The sequence below is a fragment of the bacterium genome (assembly GCA_030654305.1).
In the GTDB taxonomy this organism is placed as follows: Bacteria; Krumholzibacteriota; Krumholzibacteriia; order LZORAL124-64-63; family LZORAL124-64-63; genus PNOJ01.
The window spans coordinates 1-18,349 of the sequence record JAURXS010000256.1 but is presented as its reverse complement, the minus strand read 5'-3'; the positions used below and the strand labels follow the sequence as shown (position 1 = coordinate 18,349).

Here is an 18,349-nt window from a genome sequence, read left to right as displayed (position 1 = left end):
GCGGGCGAGAAGTACGCCGGCAGCGTCATGATCACGCCCGACGTCATGGCGGCGCTCGAGGAGTGCTCCTCCCTGGCGCCCCTGCACAACCCGCCGAACATCGTGGGCATCCGCGCCGCGCAGGCGGTGCTGCCGGACGTGCCGATGGTGGGCGTGTTCGACACCGCCTTCCACCAGACCATGCCCGACACCTCGTACATCTACCCGCTGCCCTACGAGATGTACCTGAAGCACCGCATCCGGCGCTACGGCTTCCACGGCACCAGCCACCGTTACGTGACCCTGCGCGCGGCGGCGATGCTGGGCCGCGACCCGTCCGAGACGAACCTGATCACCTGCCACCTCGGCAACGGCGCCTCGGTCGCCGCGGTGCGCGGCGGGAAGTCCGTCGACACCTCGATGGGCTTCACCCCGCTGGAGGGCCTGGTCATGGGCACCCGCAGCGGCGACATCGACCCCGCCATCATCGGCCACCTCGAGCGCAACCTGGGCATGGGCGTGGACGCCGTCGAGAAGATGCTGAACAAGCAGAGCGGCCTCTTGGGCATCAGCGGCGTCTCGAGCGACCTGCGCGACGTCGAGCGCGAATACGCCAACGGCAACGACCGCTGCCGCCTGGCCCTCGAGGTCTACTGCTACCACATCCGCAAGTACATCGGCGCCTACGCCGTGGCCCTGGGGCGCGTCGACGGCATCGTCTTCACGGCCGGCGTGGGCGAGAACGACTCGCTGGTGCGCGAGTGGTCCTGCCGCGGCCTGGAGATCATCGGCGCCCTGCTGGACCCCTTCAAGAACGCCACCCGGCGCGACGAGGCCGTCATCAGCAAGATGTCGTCGCGGATCGCGATCATGATCGTCCCCACCAACGAGGAGTTGATGATTGCCCGCGACACCGTGGACGTCGCCTTCCCCGCCGCCGCTAGCGTTGTCGATGTCGTCGCCGGCTGAGTCGCCGGTCGTCCGCCGCCGTTCCCCGGCCACGCCGCTGGCCGCTCTGGCCGTGCTGCTGGCCACGCTCGCCGCCGCGGCCGCGCCCGTGCCGTCACGCCTCGGCGACGACGACCTGCGGCGCGAGATCGGGCGCCGGCTGCGCGAGGGCGACCTGGCGCCGGCCCGCGAGCTGATCGACGAGGCGCTGCGGCGCCGGCCCGACGACCCCCTGCTGCACTACAACGCCGCCTGCGTCGCGGCCCGCCTCGCCGACCCGGCGGCCGCCCTGGACGCCGTCCGCGCCGCCGTCGAGCGCGGCTACGACGACGCGCGCGGCCTGCGCGGGGACCCCGACCTGGCGGCGCTGCGCGCCGATCCCGCCTTCACCAGCCTGATCGACGACCTCGAGCGGCGCCTGGCCGCCGCCGCCGCCGGCCGCGCGTTGCGCCCGCGCTGGGGCGCCTGGTTCGACCCGGGTCCTCTGGTCGAAGCGGACGGCGCCGCATCGCCGCTGAGGCTGTCGCTGATGGTCGACGACCTGGGCTGGCACCTGCGCGCGGCGGGCGAGCCGGCGCCCATGCTGGAGCTGACGCTCGCCGCGCCCGATTCCGGCGACGCGTACGACACCGCTCGAGTCTGGCGCTTCGGCTTCGAAGCGCAGAGCGCCACGACCGTCGGCCGCGCCCTGGCCCAGCCCGGGCGCCTGCTCGACCTGGCCGTCCTCGAACTGGCGCCCGCGTGGCGCGACGTGGACGGCCGGCGCGTCCTGCAGGCGGACATTCCCTGGAGCTACCTGCAGCCCTACGCGCCGCCGGCCGACACGCTCTTCGGCGTGGCGGTCGCCCTGCAGCGGCGCGACGCCGAGGGCCGGACCCGCACGGCGCAGCTGGTGCCCGATCCCCGCCGGGCCGACCCGCGTCCGGGTCCGCGACGCTTCGTGCCGGTGACGCTGCCGCCCGGCGGCGAGCGGCCACGCCTGCAGGTGAAGGTCGGCAGCACCGTCGCGGGCACCAAACCCCTCGACTTCACGATCGCGGTCTGGGCGCCCGTCGGCGGCGCCGGCCGGTTGATCGCCGGCATCGGCGACACCGCGGGCCACGAACTGGTCGCCTCCGGCGGCACCGGCGGGCGCGTGGCCCTCGCCCCGGGCCTGACGACGTGGACCCGCACCGCCGACCTCGCCGCCCTGGCGATGGGCCCCTACCGGCTGGAAGCGGTGCTGGACCTGGACGACGGCACCCGCCTGTCCTGGTACACCGGCCTGGCCCGCTTCTACCAGGATTGGTTCGGCGACGCCCACGACCGCACCAAGTTCCTCGCGGAGGTCGACCGCCCGGCGGTGGACTACCGGCTCGACCTGATCCGCACCGACCTCGGCGAGCGCGACCGCCGCGCCGACCCGTCGTCGCTGCTGATGACCGTCTTCGAGGTGGAGGATTGCCTGCGCCGGGGAGCCGACGGCACGTCGGTGCTCACCGACGGGAGCGTCACCGTGACCGCCCTCGATGCCGGCGGCGACGGCTGGCTACCGGTGCGCGTGGCCCTGCCGCCGGCGGGCGCGGACGCGGCGGCTCCGGTCCTGCTGCTGCTGGAACCCGGCGGCGCCGCCGCCGCGCGGGTCTTCGACGCCCTGACGCCGCTCACCATGGAAGGCGGCGCCTTCGCCGTCGCCCTGCCCTCCCTGCGCGACGACCCCGGCCGTTGGACCCCGGCGGCGACCACCGAGGCCTCGGCCGTCGTCGACTGGCTGCCGCGCGCCCTGCCCGGCCGCCGGGTGCTGCTGGCCGGCTTCGGCATCGAAGCGGCACGGCTCGACGACCTGCAGCGGGCCCACCCGGGGATCGTGGCGGGCGTCTTCCGCGACGCGCTGCCGGTCGCGGCCACAGATGCCGCCCGCGCCCTGGCCGCCTGGGCGAGTTCCCGACCCCGCTGATCGTACCCGGACCCGGCGCCGGCGGTGCGGGACTTGCGGCCCCCGTGCCGTTCTGCAACAATCCCCGCCGGGGACCGTCCTGCTGCCTCCGAAGCTTGCCAACCCTGACCCGAGGAGTCGCGATGTCCCGCGCCACGGCCCTGATCGCCCTGTGCCTGCTCTGCCTGCTCGCCGGCGCCGCCCCGGCCGCCGAGGTCCCCCACGTGGCCAACGGCGCGACTCCCGCCCACGGCGTGACCGACGTCCGGCTGCAGGAGGTGTGGCGCGTCGGCGGCGAGGACGACGACGCGAACCTGTTCGGGGTCGTCGCCCAGGTCATCACCGACGAGAAGGGCAACCTCTACGTGCTGGACGGCCAGCTGTCCGAGGTCGCGGTCTTCGCGCCCGACGGCCGCCGCACCGGCACCCTCGGCCGCGAAGGCGAGGGCCCCGGCGAGTTCCGCCGTCCGGCCGACGTCTTCTTCCTGCCCGACGGCAAGCTGGCCGTGGTGCAGGTGTTCCCCGGCAAGATCGTGCAGCTCGACCGCGCGGGGAACCCCGCGGGCGCCTTCCCCTTCCAGGCCGGCGACCCCGCGGCCGGCGGCTTCGCGGTGCTGGTCGGCGGCAACAGCCGCGGCGGCACCACGGCGCTGTGCGGCATCCGCCAGACCTTCGCCGCGGGCAAGCTGAACCAGACCTACTTCCTGGACGGCGTACGCGCCGACGGCTCGACGCTGGGCACGATCGTCGCCAAGACCGCGGTGCAGGACTTCGGCAACATGGTCCTGGACGAGCTGGCCGTGGACTTCGTCTGGACGCGCTGGGGCCTCGCGCCGAACGGCGAGGTGTACGCGGCGCCGCACCGCGACCGCTACCTCGTCGAGCGGCACGCCGCCGACGGCAGGCTGCTGGGCACCTTCGAGCGCCCCTACGAATCCCTGGCGCGCGACCGCGCCGACCACGACCGCGCCGAGTCGCTGCTGAAGGCCCAGGCCCGCAACTACCCCGTGCCGCCGCCGGTGAAGGTGGCCGACCGCGAGCCGGACATCCAGAGCCTCACCGTGCTCGACGACGGCACGGTCTGGATCCTCAGCGGCCGCGGCCAGCGCGGGCAGCCCGACGGCGTCATGCTGACCTACGACGTCTTCGACGCGAAGGGCGCCTTCGACCGCCAGGTCCGCGTGCACGCCGACGCCGACGGCCTCGAGGACCAGCTGTTCCTGATCTCGCCGGACCGGGCCGTGCTGGTGCTCAACTACTGGGACGCGTTCCTGGCCGGCATGGGCGCCGGCGACGATGCCGCCGCGGCGGCCGACGTCGCCCCCATGGAGATCATCAGCTGCCGGATCGTGCGCTGAACCGGCGCCCAGGCGCCCGCAGACGGGAGACGCTCTTGAAGAACCGCATGATGAACCTTGAAACCGCCGCGCCGCTCGCGTTGCTCCTGCTGCTGCTGACGCTGGCCGGTTGCGCCGGCGACAAGGCCGGCGACGGCGCCGCCGGCGCCGACAGCACGGCGACAGCCGCCGCCGCCGACACCGCGGGCGCCGAGGCCGACGAGCCCAAGCGCGAGAAGGCCATCAAGGTCGATGTCGGGGCCGTGCACCGCGGCGCCCTGGTGATCCCCGTCTTCGCCGACGGCGTGCTGCGCACCACCAGGACCGTCGAGGTCCGCTGCCAGCTCTCCGGGGAGCTGACCGAGGTCCTGGTGCGCGACGGCGACCGCGTGCGCGCGGGCCAGGTGCTGGCCCGCCTCGACCCCCGTCCCTACCGGCTCGCCCTGGAGGAGAGCCGCCTGCGCCACCTGCGGGCCCTGGGCCAGATCGCGGCCGAGGACGAGGAGCAGGTCGACGACCCCGCGGCCATGACCTCGTTCCTGGCGCAGCGCGACGAGCTCCAGGGGCGGCGCGACCGCGGCGAGATCGACCCCGCCGCGCACGCCGCGCAGCTGCTGGACCTCGAGTTGTCCGCCCTGAAGGCCGGCGCCTTCCGCCGCGACGCCGCCGCCCAGCGCACCGGCCTGGCCGAGGCCCGCATCGCCGAGGAGCGCGCCCGGCTCGACCTCGAGCACGCCGAGATCCGCGCCCCGTTCGGCGGCGTGGTCAGCGGCCTGACCGCCGTCAAGGGCGCCAACCTCTCGGTCGGCCAGACGATCGGCACCGTCTCGGACAACACGCGGCTCGAAGCCGTGGTCAACGTGCTCGAGGCCGACCTCGGCGAGCTGGCCGAGGGCAGCGCGGCCCTGGTGGCGGTGCCCGCGGTCGGCGACACGATCCGCGGCACCGTCGACGTGATCAGCCCCACGCTGGACCAGGCGAGCCGCACCTGCCAGGTCCTGGTCCGCTTCGCCAACCCCGACGGACGCTTCCGCCCGGGCATGTTCGCCCGCGCCGAGGTGGCGGCGCGCATCCACCGCGGCCTGCTGCTGGTGCCCCGCGACGCCGTGCTGACCCGCGACGACCGGCCCCTGGTCTTCAAGGCCGCCGACGACCGCGCCCAGTGGCTGTACGTCGACACCGGCCGGCAGAACGCCGCCTGGATCGAGGTCCTCGCCGTGCACAGCGGCGGCACGCTCGCACCGGGCGACCTGGTGGTCGTGAGCGACCACCTGACCCTGGCCCACGAGGCCAAGCTGGACGTCCGGCGCACCGTGCCGACCGACGACCGCTGGGCGTCGGCGGCCGGCGACGACGCGCCATGATCCGCGGCGCCGTCGCGCGTCCGGTCGCGGTGCTGATGGTCTTCGCGGGCCTGCTGGTGGTGGGCGTGCAATCCTACCGCCGCCTGCCGGTGGACCTGCTGCCGAGCATCAACTACCCCAACCTGACGGTCATCACCGAGTACGCCGAGGTGCCGGCCGACGACCTCGCCCGCCTGGTCACCCAGCCGCTCGAGGAGCGCATCACCGGCCTGGCCGGCGTGCGCCAGGTGATCTCGCGCACGCGCGAGGGCGCCAGCACCGTGACGGTGCAGTACGAGTGGGGCACGGCGATGGACTTCGCCAACCTGCACCTGCGCGAGGCCGTGGACCAGGTCTCCAACCGCGAGGACTTCCCCGACGGCGCCGACCGCCCGCTGATCCTGCGCTGGGACCCCGGCGCACGCCCCGTCGCCATCATGGTGCTCGAGGGCGACGACGACATGGCCGAGATGACCCAGTTCTGCGAGGAGGTGGTCAAGCCCGCGCTGGAGCAGGTCGACGGCATCAGCCAGGCCGAGGTGATCGGCGGCCGCGAGCGCGAGATCCTCGTGCGCCCCGACCCCGACAAGCTGCGCCTCTACGGCCTGACGATGGCCGACCTGCGGCAGGCGCTGGCGCTGAGCAACGTCAGCTTCCCCGGCGGCCGCGTGCGCAAGGGCCCCCTGCACCTGCCGCTGCGCATCCTGGGCGAGTTCGAGTCCCTCGACGACATCCGCCGCACCGAGATCCCCACGCGGCGCGCGGGCCTGATCACCGTCGGCGACGTCGCCGAGGTGCTCGACACGGTCAAGGAGCCCGAGGGGCTGACCCTGATCGGCGGGCAGGAGGCGGTCTCGCTCCTGGTCTACAAGGAGGTGGGCGCCAACACGATCCGCGCCACCGCCGAGGTCGACCGCATCCTGGAGGTGCTGCGCGGCCAGTACCCGGACTTCGCGTCGCGCTTTGTCTACCGCGACGCCGATTTCGTGCAGGAGAGCTTCCGCGGCCTGACGGGCTCGCTGCTGTCGGGCGCCGCGCTGGCCTTCCTGGTGCTCTTCTTCTTCCTGCGCGAGTGGCGCAGCCCCATCGTGGTCTGCCTGTCGATGCCCGTCAGCATCATCACCGCCTTCGCCTTCATGCACGCCTTCAAGGTGAACATCAACCTGATGTCCCTCGGCGGCCTCTCGCTGGCGGCGGGCATGCTGGTGGACAACTCCATCGTCGTGCTGGACAACATCAAGCGGCACCTGGCCGAGGACGCGCCCGGCGCGTCGGTGGCCGCGACCTGCGCCTCGGCGACGCGCGAGGTCGCCATGCCGGTGCTGGCCTCGACGCTGACGACCGTGGCCGTCTTCTTCCCGGTCATCTACGTGCCGGGCATCGCCGGTGAGTTCTTCCGCGACCAGGCCATCACCGTGACCATCGCGCTGCTGGTCTCGGTGGCCACGGCCCTGCTGCTGCAGCCGACGCTGTCGGCCCGGATGCTCAAGCCGGGCCACGAGCAGCCGCGCGGCGTCTTCCGCCTCGGGGACAACCTGTTCGAGGGCGCCTACCGCCTCTACCACGCCGGCCTGGTGAAGGTCATGGACCGCAAGGGCCCCTTCTACGCCTGGCTGGGCCTGGCCATGGCCGCGGCCCTGGCCGTGTCCCTGGGGCTGCCGCGCTCGTTCCTGCCCGAGCGCAGCACGGGCGACTTCACGCTGGCGCTCGAGCTGCCCAGCGGCACCCCGCTCGAGGCCACCGGCGTCACCGCCGCCGCCCTGGCCGGGGACCTGGCCGCCATGCCCGAGGTGGCGACGGTCTTCTCCCAGGTCGGCCAGACGGAGCGGACCCTGGCCGCGCTCAAGGACTACACCGCCGCCAACACGGTGCGCCTGCGGGTGCTGCTGCACCCGGCGCGCGACGGCGCCGCGCGCATGGCCCGCGTCAAGGACCGCCTGCGGCCGCGCCTGGCGGGCCTGTCGGGCGCCGTCGCCACCTTCCACGACGAGGGCATCGGCCTGCAGGAGATCCTCGCCAGCGGCGAGGCGCCCTTCAACCTGGGCGTGGTCGCCGAGCACGCCGGGGACGCCGTGTCGGTGGCCGACGAGCTCATGCGGCGCCTGCCGCGCGTGACCGGCCTGGTCGACCTGGAGATGGACCGCGTGCTGGGCAACCCCAGCGTGGAGGTCAGCATCGACCGCGAGGACGCCCTGCGGCACGGCCTGGACCCCGACGCGCTGGCGCGCGAGCTGCAGGCCCGCGTGCAGGGCGTGGTCGCCACCACCTTCAACGAGGTCGAGCAGCGCATCGACATCGCGGTGCGCCTGCCGCTGGAGCGCCGGCGCGATCTGGACGGCGTGCTGGCCTCGCCGGTCCAGGTCGGCGAAGGAATGACCGTGCCCCTGGGCAGCTTCACGCACCTGTCGGAGGGCCGCCCCGTGCGCGAGGTGGTCCGCCGCGACCAGCGCCGGCAGATCACCCTCAGCGGGGACGTGAAGGGCCGCGGCCTCAGCCAGGTGTGGCGGGACGTCGAGCGCGAGATCGCCGGCCTGGACATCCCGGCCGGCGTCGGCTTCGTCCAGGGCGGCGAGCAGGAGGAGATCACCCGCTCGTTCCGGGACCTGGGCTGGGCCCTGCTGCTGTCGGCCCTGCTGGTCTACATGATCCTGGCCGCGCAGTTCGAGTCGTTCGTCGACCCGCTGATCATCACCACGGTGCTGCCGGTCGGCGTGCTGGGCGCCGGCCTGGCCTGCGCGATCTCGGGGCAGACCGTCAACATCATCTCGCTGATCGGCCTGGTGGCCCTGCTGGGCATCGACGTCAACGACGCCATCGTGAAGGTCTCGGCCATCCGCCAGCTGCGGCAGGAGGGGATGACCGGGCGCGCCGCCGTGCTCGAGGCCGGCCGCCTGCGCTTCCGCCCCATCATGATGACGAACCTCACCACGGTGCTGGGCCTGATCCCGATGGCCATCGGCCTGGGCACCGGCGCCCAGGTGCAGCGGCCGCTGGCCGTCACCATCCTGGGCGGCCTGACCATCTCCACCGTGGTGATGCTGTTCCTGACTCCGTCGCTGTACGAGATCGTGCACCGGCGCCTCGACCGCGACTACGACGGGCAGCCGGGGGCGTGACGTGATCCGCCGCTTCGTCGACCACCCCGTCGCCACCTGGATGCTGTTCTCGGCCCTGGTGTTCATGGGGCTGTACGCCCTGCCGCGCCTCGAGATCGAGGCGATGCCCGACGCCGAGCTGCCCACCCTGTCGGTGACCACCACCTGGACCGGCGCCTCGCCCTCGGCGGTGCTGCGCTCGCTGACCCTGCCGATCGAGGAGGCGGCGCGCAAGGTGGAGGGCGTCGAGGGCGTCACCTCCAGCTCGCGGCCCGGCTGGAGCCAGGTGACGGTCGAGTTCCGCCGCGACGTGAACCTGGAGTTCGCGCAGCTCGAGCTGGCCGAGCAGCTCGGCGGCGTGCGGGCCGACCTGCCCGCCACCGCCGCGCAGCCGCGCGTCGTGCCCGAGGTGCCGGAGGAGTTCCGCACCGAGGACTTCATGACCGTCAGCCTGATCTCGGACCTCGGCGCGAACGAGCTGCGCGACAAGGCCGAGACCTGGCTGCTGCCGCGCCTGCTGTCGGTGCCGGGCGTCGCGGACGTCGAGCTGCAGGGCGGGGCCCTGCCCCTGGTCAAGGTGCTGCTGGACTTCGACCTCATGGAGCGCTACGCCGTCCACGCCGACGAGGTCTACGCCGCGATCGACGTGCTGGACGACATCCTGCCCGCGGGCGGGGTCCGGCGCCGCGGCCGCGAGATCGCCGTCAGCGTGCAGGACTCGGTGACCGCGCGCATGATCCTGGACACCGTGGTGGCCACGCGCGGCGGGCAGCCGATCGCGCTGTGGCGGCTCGCCGAGCTGGCGCCGTCGTACGACGACCCCACGCACTTCGTGCGCATCAACGGGCGCAACGTCATCCAGGCCTCGATCGCCAAGCGCAGCGGCACCAACGCCATCGCCGTCAGCCGCGACGTGCGCGCGGCCCTGCCGCGGATCCGCGCCGACCTGCCCTTCCCCGTCGACTTCGAGATCGACACCGACAACGGCGAGGAGCTGCGCGACAAGGTGCAGGAGCTGGTCAACCGGTCGCTGGCGATCCTGGTCCTGCTGTTCCTGCTGCTGGCGGCCGCCCTGCGCCGCGTGCGCTTCACGGCCATCGTCACCGGCTCGATCCTGCTGGCGATCGTGATCTGCCTGTCGCTGTTCTACTTCTTCGGGATCTCGGTGAACTTCATCACCATCAGCGGGCTGACCGTCTGCTTCGGCATGCTGATGGACAACAGCATCCTGGTGCTCGACGCCATCCACCGCCGCGTGCTCGGCCGCCGCGGCGACGTCCGCGACGTGCTGGTCGGCGGCACCCGCGAGGTGGCCTTCCCGATCATGGCGACGACCCTGACCACGGTCGTCGCCTTCCTGTCCTTCATGTACCTCTCCGACCGGCTGGCCGTGTACTACAAGCCCCTGGCGATGAGCGTGGGCATCGCGATGACGGCCTCGATCTTCGTGGCCTTCGCCTGGATCCCCGTTGCGCTGCGCCCCCTGGCCGAGCGCGAGCTGGCGCGGCCGCGCGTCGCCGCCCCCGAGCGCGAGGGCTGGGCGCTGCTGTGGCGCTGGGCGCTGACCGCGGCCGGACTCACCCTGGTCTCCCTGGCCGCCTTCGCCGCCGTCCGCGACCGCGCGGCCGTGATGCGGATGCTGCCCTGGTTCGGCGGCGCCCTGGGCCTGATGACCGTGGTGGGCGCCTTCGCGGCCTACGTGCGGCGGATCACGGCCTTCCACCTGCGCCGCTGGTGGTACCCCCTGCTGCTGCTGGCCGGCGCCGTCTACGGCGGCTACCACCTCTACCGCCACGAGGTCGCCCACGGCGGCTTCTGGCAGCAGCAGGACGCCGAGACCCTGGTGCTCTACCTCGAGCGCCCCGTGGGCACCGACGTCATCCTCGCCAGCGAGACGATGAAGCAGTTCGAGGGCGAGCTGGAGCCGGTGCCCGACGGCGTGACCGTCAAGACGACCTCCTGGGACAACCGCGCCTACATGCGCATCGAGTTCGAGGAGCGGATGCTGCGCACGGAGTACCCGGAGCTGTACCGCAACCGCCTGATCCTGCTCGCCGAGGAGCTGGGCGGCATGTTCATCTGGATCAACGGCTTCGGCGATCCCTACCTGAAGGGCGGCGGCGGCGGCGGCGTCAGCAACTCGCTGCTGCGGCTCACCGGCTACAACAGCCGCGAGCTGGAGGGCCTGTCGCAGGGGGTCATGGCGCGCCTGGAGCGCAGCCGCCGCGTGCGCAACGTGCGGCTGACCGGCGGCGACCGCTTCGACCGCGCCGACACCGACGAGACGCTGATCGTCATCGACCGCGCCGCCCTCGCCGAGCACCACCTCACGGTGCAGGAGGTCGTCGGCTACCTGCGCCGCCTGCTGGGCATCGAGTTCCCCTGGCACATGATCCTCGAGGGCCGCGACCAGCGCCTGCAGCTGGCCTTCGCCGACGCCGAGGACCTGCAGTACGACCAGATCGTCGGCCACACCATGACCACCCTCGGCGGCCAGCGGGTGCGGCTCGCCGACCTCGTGTCGCTCGAGCAGCGGCCGGTGGTGACCGCCATCAACCGCAAGGACCAGCAGTACGCCGTCCAGATCAACTGGGAGTACGTGGGCACCGACCGCATGCGCCGGCACTACCTGCAGGAGATCATCGACGGCGTCGACCTGCCCTACGGCTACACCGCCGAGGACGTCTCGGGCGAGCAGCTCACCGAGCAGGAGGAGCAGGAGATGAACACGATGCTGTGGCTGACCGCGGCGTTCGTCTTCATCACCATGGCCGCGCTGTTCGAGAGCATCGCGCTGCCGATGCTGATCATGCTGTCGCTGCCGATGGCGCTGTGCGGCGTGATGGCCGTCTTCTGGCTCACCGACTCCCAGTTCGACTCCTCGGCCCGCATCGGCCTGGTGCTGCTGTTCGGGATCGTGGTCAACAACGCCATCCTGCTGATCAACCGCTTCCGGCTGCAGCTGCGCGAGCGCCTGGCCGCCGGCCACCCGTTGGACTGCCATACTTGGGGCGACCTGTTGCCCGACAAACCGCGCCTGGGCGGCGGCGACCTGTGGCGGCTGCCGGCGGCGGCGCGCCTGGATCTGCTGCGCGAAGCGATCGTCGAGGGCACGTCCATCCAGCTGCGCTCGATCCTGCTGACCACCGGCACCACGATCGTCGGGCTGCTGCCGCTGCTGGTGCGGACGGACGACTCCCAGGGCAAGGACATCTGGGAGAACCTGGCGCTGTCCAGCATCGGCGGCCTGGCCTCCAGCACGGTGCTGATCGTCGCGGTGATGCCCGTGCTCTACTGGGTGCTCTGCCGCAGCGGCTGGCGCCTGGCCGCGCTGCGAGCCCGCCTGCTGCGCCGCGCGCCGGCCGCCCCGGCCCCGGCCCCGGACGGCGGATCCGGGGCTTGACCGCGGCCGCGGGCCCCGCCATGTTCCTGGTCGGCACACCATCAACGGACCGCTCGACAGGAGAATGACCATGTCCAAGCACATCGACGTCCTGCTGCTCTGCGCCCTGCCCGCCTCCGGCAAGTCCGAGGCGCGGCGCTACCTGGCCAGCCTGAGCGCCGCCGAGTGCGAGCGGCAGTTCGGCATCGGCCAGACCGTCCAGCTCGACGACTACCCCTACGTCCACATGATGCGCCGCGTCAGCCAGGAGCTGCGCGCCCTGGGCTGCGACCCCGCCTTCTTCGACGCCGACAACCTGCCGATGAAGAACCCCCTGGACTGGGGCACGCTCATCGAGCTGCTGAACGAGGATTACGCCGACCTGGTCGCCCGCCGCCGCCCCGCCCCCGCCTGCCCGGCGACGTGGCTCATGGAGCGCTTCGACGCCTGCCGCGCCAAGGTCGGCGCCGCGACGATCTGGAAGGACCTGCCCGCGGCCGAGCGCGCCGCCCTGGTCGCGGCCCTGCAGCCCGAGGCGAAGAAGCTGCTCGAGGACAAGGTGCGCGAGGTGCCCGACACGCTGGACGGCAAGACCGTCGTGGTGGAGTTCGCCCGCGGCGGCGGCCAGGGCTCGGCGCTGCCCCTGCGGGATCCCTGGGGCTACCAGTACTCGCTGCGCATGCTCTCGGCGGCGATGCTCGAGCGCGCCAGCATCCTCTACATCTGGGTGACGCCCGAGGAGTCCCGCCGCAAGAACGACGCCCGCACCGACCCCAACGATCCCGGCTCGATCCTGCACCACGGCGTGCCCATCGAGGTCATGCTGGGCGACTACGGCTGCGACGACATGGAGTGGCTGCTGGAGCACACCGAGAAGTCCGACACCGTGACCGTGCGCGCGCACGGCCGCACCTACCACCTGCCCCTGGGCCGCTTCGACAACCGCGTCGACCGCACGACCTTCATCCGCGACCCGCAGGAGTCGTGGTCGGCAGAGAACGTGGCGAAGCTGCAGGCGGGGATGCGGGAGGCGTTCGACAGCATCTTCGCGAACCTCTAGACACGGGATCGGCAAGAGGAAGCGGGCGGGGTCCCTTCCCCGCCCGCTTCCTCTTGCCGATCCCTTGCATCTTCCGTCACGGATCGAGCGTCACCGTGATGTCGGCGCCGGTTTCGGGATCGACGGTCACGACGGCGCTCGACCCGCTGGCGCCGGCGTCTTCACTGAAGGCCCAGACCTGGACGTCGCGATTGATGGTGAACACCTCGACGAGTTCACCGAGACCGTTTTCCACCTCGTAGACGTACCCGAAGGGCAGGCACGCCTGCGCCAGCGTGAACCTGCCGCCTCCGTCGGTGACCGCCAGCGGCGCCACGGCGGCGTCCGCCGCGAACCCGCCGTACTCCTGGAACAGGAGCAGCAGGGTCCAGGTGCGTTCTCCGTCATCCGTCACCACGTGACACTGGTAGGCGCCGTCCGGCAGGATCCGGCCCTCGTCGTCCAACCCGTTCCACGTGAACGCGTGGGTTCCCGCGGGATAATCCCCGTCGGCGAGCCAGCGCAGGGTGCTGTCATCACAATAGTCGCTGATCCAGACCGAGAGGTGGCCCGACTCTCTCAAATCGAATTCGATCTGCGTCTGGGGCTTGTCCTGTTTCCCCGTCATGGGCGGAGTCGTGGCGTACTGCAGGACCACCGCCGCACCGGCCACCGGCTGGCCCTGTGCATCGACGACCCGGCCGCGGATGTCGCTGTTCGTTTCGTCGGGCGGCGTGGCGTCGTTGCAGGCGCCGATCAGCGCCAGGGTCGCGGTCGCGAGCAGGATTCTGGTCAGGCCCATGATCGCGGTCCTTTCCAGGGGAGGAATGTCGTCAGGGGATGTCGGTACAATCTACCACAGTCGCAAGACGACCTCAAGCCTCAGCCCACCCCGGCCTCCCGCAACGCTTTGCCCAGCATCTCCATCGTCAGCGGCTTGGTCAGGTAGGCGTTCATGCCGGCCTTCAGGCAACGTTCGCGGTCGCCCTGCATCGCGTGGGCGGTGACCGCGATGACGGGCAGCCCGGTCAGCCCGCTCTCGCGCAGCCGGCGCGTGGCTTCGAGGCCGTCGATGCCCGGCAGCTGCACGTCCATCAGCACGCAGGCGTAGGACGCGCCGCCGAGCGCCGCCAAGGCCGACTCGCCGTCGGCCACGGCGTCGACGGCGCAGCCCAGCTTCAGCAGCATGGTCTGCAGCAGCCGGCGGTTGTCCGGGTCGTCCTCGACCAGCAGGATGCGCGGTCCGTTCATCGCTTCGGCTCGACCACGAGCGGCACCTGCAGGAAGGCCGGGGCGAGGCAGGACTTCTCGTCGCAGGCCTGCAGCTCCAGCTCGAGCAGCATCGGGCCGGTCGGTTCGGCGGCAAGGAAGCCGCCGATCGTCAGCGCCTGGCGGCCCTCGAGCAACTGCACCGTCTCGTCCAGGAACTTGCCCTTCTTCCCCGCCGGGTACGCCACCTCGGCGCCGACCAGGGGCAGGCTGTCCAGTCCGGTCACGGCGATGCCGTAGTACTTGGGGTCGCCGTGCGCGTAGAGGTGCCAGCCCTTGTCGATGTCCAGGGTCACCGTCCAGGAGACCTGGTCCCCCACGGCGGCGGTCACGGACTTGGGCTGCACGGTCATCTTGACCACGGACCCGGAGTCGCGCAGGCCCTCGGCGGAGGCGAGGGCGGCGGCCAGCAACAGGATCGACAGCGTCAGCAGGCGTCGGCACATGACGTTCTCCTCGGATTCAGGGTCGCAGCCGGTCGGCCGCGCGGCGCAGCACCGACAGCAGGCGCAGCACGTCCTCGCGGCGCATCTGGCGGTTCTCGAAGTTGACGCGCAGGGCCACGCGCCCGTTCAGGATGGTGTGGCTGAACCAGGCGTCGCCCTCGCGCTCCACCAGCTCCTGCAGGTCGCGGTTGAGCTGGTCGACCTGCTCGGGCGTGCGCGGGGCGCCGTTGGGCTCCCAGCGGAAGGTGCAGATCCCCAGGGTGTTGGGCCCGATCAGGCGGAATTCGGGCGCGCGCTGCAGCAGGCCGGCCAGGACCCGGGCCAGTTCGATGTCCTTCTCCACCCAGGCCGCGAAGCGCCGGCGGCCCACGCTCTTCATCGCCAGCCACAGCTTCAGCGCGTTGAAGCGGCGGCTGCCGTGCAGGCCGTACTGGAAGAAGTTGACCCGCTCCCCCATGTGGAAGCTGCGCGGGTCGGGCGCCGTGGCGCCGTCGCTGCGCCGCTCCATGTAGTATTCGGGACGGACCAGGAAGGTCTCGCGCAGCAGGTCGCCGTCGCGCACCAGGATGCCGCCCGCCTCGAAGGGCACGTAGAACCACTTGTGCGGGTCGACGGTGATCGAGTCGGCGCGCTCGATGCCCTTGAGCATGGGCCGGTACTTCTCGCTGAGCACGACCGCGCCGCCGTAGGCGGCGTCGACGTGGTACCAGCAGTCGTGCGCCGCGGCCAGGTCGGCCAGCCGGTCGAGCTTGTCGATGCTGCCGGTGTTGGTGGTGCCGGCGATGCCGATGACGCAGCAGGGCACCAGGCCGGCCTCGCGGTCCGCCTTCAGGGCCGCTTCGAGCGCGGCGAGGTCGATGCGGAACAGGCCGTCCACGGGGATCTTGCGCAGCTGGCCGTGGCCCAGCCCGAGCAGGTCGATCGCCTTGCGGAACGAGTAGTGCGCCTGGTTGGAGACGTAGAAGCGCAGCTTCGCGGTCGCGGCCAGGTGCGGCGCTTCCTCGGGGTCCCAGGTCTCGAGGTTGCGCCCCAGGGAGCGGTTCATCGCCAGCTTCAGGCCGGTGATGTTGGCGAAGGAGCCGCCCGGCACCAGGGTGCCGAAGGCCGCGTCGCCCAGGCCGAACAGCGCGCACAGCCAGCGGATGACCCGCTTCTCCACGGCCGTCGCCGCCGGCGCGTTGCGCCACGAGGCGGCGTTCTGGTTCATGGCCGAGGCCAGCGCGTCGGCGAACACGGCCACCGGCAGCGGCGCCGGGTTCATCATGCCGAAGTAGCGGCGGCTGCCGATGGCCATCGAGTTGGGGAAGATCTTGGCGCGGCACTCGGTCAGCAGGTCGGCGCTCGAAGCGCCCTCCTCGGGCAGGTCCTCGGCGAAGAGGTCGTCGAGGCCCGCGGGCGAGACCGGCCCGTAGACGCGGCGGCCCTCCAGCCCCTGCAGGTACTCGGCCATGAGGTCGACGAAGGCGTAGCCGACGCGGCGGAACTCGTCGTCGTTCCAGTCCCCGTCCTGCCAGTCGCCGTCGCCGTCGTCCAGCCAGTCGTCGCCGCGTCCGGCCATCACCGCCCCCTCGCTTGCGGGTACCTGCCCGCGGCGATCTCCTCGCAGATCACCGCGGCGCCGTGATCGGCGACGTGCGGCGCCGTGCGGTCGGCCGCCGCGCGCACCTCGGGCGGCGCGTTACCCATGGCGACGCTGTGGCCCGCCGCCGTGAACATGTCCAGGTCGTTGTAGTTGTCGCCCACGGCCAGCGTGCGCTCGCGCGGCACGCCCAGAGCCTCGGCCAGGAGCGTCAGGCCCGCCCCCTTGCCGCACTCCGCCTGGTACACCTCGACCCACAGGTAGGATCCCCGTTCCAGCAGGGATTCGGTCAGCACCACGCGCACGCTGTCGCCCATCTCGGCGCGGATCGATGCGGCCAGGGGCGCCGCCACCTCGTTGCGGTCGATGGTGCCGATCTCCAGCGCGGCCTCGGGCAGGTGGGCCATCAGGTCGTCGACCATGCGGATCGCGCCGACCCGGTCCCGGCGGCGAGCCAGGTAGGTGCCCAGCACGCCGTTGGGTTCGATGTTCTCGGTCAGCAGGTCGCCGCCGTCGTCCTCGGTCCCGAAGATCATCGGCAGCGCGCCCGCGGCGCGGAACAGCTCGACCACGCGGCGCAGCTGCTCCCGCTCCAGGCCCGCGTGGCGCAGCAGGCGCGGCGGGTCGCCGCACAGCACCATCGCGCCGTTGAGCAGCACCTGCGGCACGCCGTCCAGCGCCCCGCCGGCGCTGCCCACCACGTCGGCCACCGAGCGGCGGTTGCGCCCGGTGCACAGCGCCAGCACGTGGCCGGCCGCCCGCAGGCTGCGGATGGCCGCCTGCTCGCGGGCGTGGACGACGTCCTCGAATTCGGTGTTCAGCAGCGTGCCGTCGACGTCGAGGGCCACCAGCCAGCGATCCTGCCGTTCCTTGTCGTGCATGCGGGGCAAGATAGCACCCCGATCCGGGCCTGTCACCCGCGGCGCCCGCTCACGGCTTCCAGGACCAGGCCCGCGGGTCGGGCCGTTCGTAGGGCGCCACGACGGGCCGGCACAGGCCGCTGAGCGCGCGGGCGGCGGGTCGCCCGTTGGGCAGCACCTCGTCGCGGCGGAAGTCGAAGGCGCCGTTCAGCGGCCGCCCGTTGCGGGAGCGCCCCAGCGCGACGCCGTTCAGGCCGTTCTCCCGCGGATCGGCCGCGCCGTCGACCCGCGCCAGGACGAAGGCCTCGGTCCAGGTGTCGTCCAGCTTCTTGCCCAGGAGCTTGTCGACCAGGCCGTCGGCGTCCAGGATCACGTGCCCGACTTCCAGGCGCAGGGCGTGCATCGTGCCCACGCGCAGCTCGGGGCCGTCGGGCCCGTCGACCCGCACCGACGAGCCCGGCAGGACCCACTCGAGCGCCTCCAGGACCCGCGACACGTGCAGGGTGCCGGGGTGGTAGCCGAGGATGCTGTAGGGCAGCGGGCGGGCGAGGTCGCCGTCCAGTTCGACGCGCCACCGCCGGGCCGCGTGCCGGCCCCGGTGCGCGGGCTGCAGCGGCAAAGGCACTTCTCGCCTCTCGATGCGCACGATCATCTCGACCGGCAGCTTGCTGAGCCGGCCCGTGGCGGCGATCCGCGCGGCCAGCTCCGGGCCCGACCAGACGCCCAGCGAGTCCCCCTCGGCCAGCGCCACGCAGAAGGCGAAGAAGGGGTCGCGCACCTCTGGTTCGGCGGTCGATGGGACCGGCGTGGCCCACAGGTGGTCATCGGCGCCACGGGCGGGGCCGGCGGCGGAGAGCAGCGCCGCCAGGACGGCGGCCGCGAGCAACGGAGTTCCCATGCGTGCCGGTCCCTTTCGGTCTATCCTGGCATCGGCGCGGATCGAGTCGGCCGCGTACGGTACGGAGCACGGGAGGCAAGATAGCATGGCGGACCACGTCAGGGAATCTTCGCGGGGACTGGCGCCTTTGGGCCTGTTCCTGGCCGTCGGCCTGATCGTCGCGGCCTGGATCGGCGCGGACGCCCTGCGCGACGTCCGCCCCTCGGGGCAGGCGATCGTGGTGAAGGGCTACGCCGAGCGCATGGTCACCTCCGACCTG

At 72.4% G+C, this 18,349-nt stretch carries 13 protein-coding genes; 7 read left to right on the top strand and 6 right to left on the bottom strand.

What is annotated here, in order from left to right:
• From Q7W29_07360 to Q7W29_07330, 7 genes are all read left to right on the top strand, one after another.
• Positions 1–948 (top strand): acetate kinase (locus Q7W29_07360; GenBank protein MDO9171630.1); only part of this gene is annotated, 948 nt, incomplete at its 5' end.
• Positions 932–2,863 (top strand): hypothetical protein, encoded by a 1,932-nt coding sequence (locus Q7W29_07355; GenBank protein MDO9171629.1) that lies wholly within the window; start codon positions 932–934, stop codon positions 2,861–2,863. The genes Q7W29_07360 and Q7W29_07355, both read left to right, overlap by 17 nt.
• 122 nt (positions 2,864–2,985) lie before the next feature.
• The gene (locus Q7W29_07350) at positions 2,986–4,200 is read left to right on the top strand and encodes a 6-bladed beta-propeller (GenBank protein MDO9171628.1); all 1,215 of its coding nucleotides are present in this window, start codon (positions 2,986–2,988) and stop codon (positions 4,198–4,200) included.
• A 35-nt stretch (positions 4,201–4,235) separates the two neighbouring features.
• A complete protein-coding gene (locus Q7W29_07345; protein ID MDO9171627.1) occupies positions 4,236–5,543 on the top strand; it encodes an efflux RND transporter periplasmic adaptor subunit in 1,308 nt (435 codons plus the stop codon).
• A complete protein-coding gene (locus Q7W29_07340; protein ID MDO9171626.1) occupies positions 5,540–8,638 on the top strand; it encodes an efflux RND transporter permease subunit in 3,099 nt (1,032 codons plus the stop codon). The genes Q7W29_07345 and Q7W29_07340 overlap by 4 nt, the downstream gene beginning before the upstream one ends.
• A gap of 1 nt (position 8,639) precedes the next feature.
• Positions 8,640–12,020, top strand: coding sequence for an efflux RND transporter permease subunit (locus Q7W29_07335; GenBank protein MDO9171625.1), 3,381 nt, complete (start codon positions 8,640–8,642; stop codon positions 12,018–12,020).
• A gap of 70 nt (positions 12,021–12,090) precedes the next feature.
• Positions 12,091–13,059, top strand: a complete 969-nt coding sequence (locus Q7W29_07330) for a hypothetical protein (GenBank protein ID MDO9171624.1) — start codon at positions 12,091–12,093, stop codon at positions 13,057–13,059.
• Between the two features lie 76 nt (positions 13,060–13,135).
• Here Q7W29_07330 and Q7W29_07325 read toward each other — a convergent pair whose 3' ends face one another.
• The 6 genes from Q7W29_07325 to Q7W29_07300 all read right to left on the bottom strand — a co-directional run bounded on the left by Q7W29_07325 (position 13,136) and on the right by Q7W29_07300 (position 18,090).
• On the bottom strand, positions 13,136–13,840 hold the full coding sequence (locus Q7W29_07325) for a FlgD immunoglobulin-like domain containing protein (GenBank protein ID MDO9171623.1): 705 nt from the start codon (positions 13,838–13,840) through the stop codon (positions 13,136–13,138).
• Between the two features lie 80 nt (positions 13,841–13,920).
• A complete protein-coding gene (locus Q7W29_07320; protein ID MDO9171622.1) occupies positions 13,921–14,289 on the bottom strand; it encodes a response regulator in 369 nt (122 codons plus the stop codon).
• Complete coding sequence (locus Q7W29_07315; GenBank protein ID MDO9171621.1) at positions 14,286–14,753, bottom strand: protein-disulfide reductase DsbD family protein; 468 nt, start codon at positions 14,751–14,753, stop codon at positions 14,286–14,288. Before Q7W29_07315 ends, Q7W29_07320 begins: the two co-directional genes overlap by 4 nt.
• Before the next feature lie 16 nt (positions 14,754–14,769).
• Entirely contained in the window at positions 14,770–16,311 is a 1,542-nt protein-coding gene (locus Q7W29_07310) for an aminotransferase class I/II-fold pyridoxal phosphate-dependent enzyme (GenBank protein ID MDO9171620.1), read from the bottom strand.
• Complete coding sequence (locus tag Q7W29_07305; GenBank protein MDO9171619.1) at positions 16,311–17,213, bottom strand: HAD family hydrolase; 903 nt, start codon at positions 17,211–17,213, stop codon at positions 16,311–16,313. The genes Q7W29_07310 and Q7W29_07305 overlap by 1 nt, the downstream gene beginning before the upstream one ends.
• Before the next feature lie 49 nt (positions 17,214–17,262).
• Positions 17,263–18,090: a hypothetical protein gene (locus tag Q7W29_07300; GenBank protein MDO9171618.1), complete on the bottom strand. Its 828-nt coding sequence runs from the start codon at positions 18,088–18,090 to the stop codon at positions 17,263–17,265.
• Positions 18,091–18,349 lie beyond the last annotated feature (259 nt).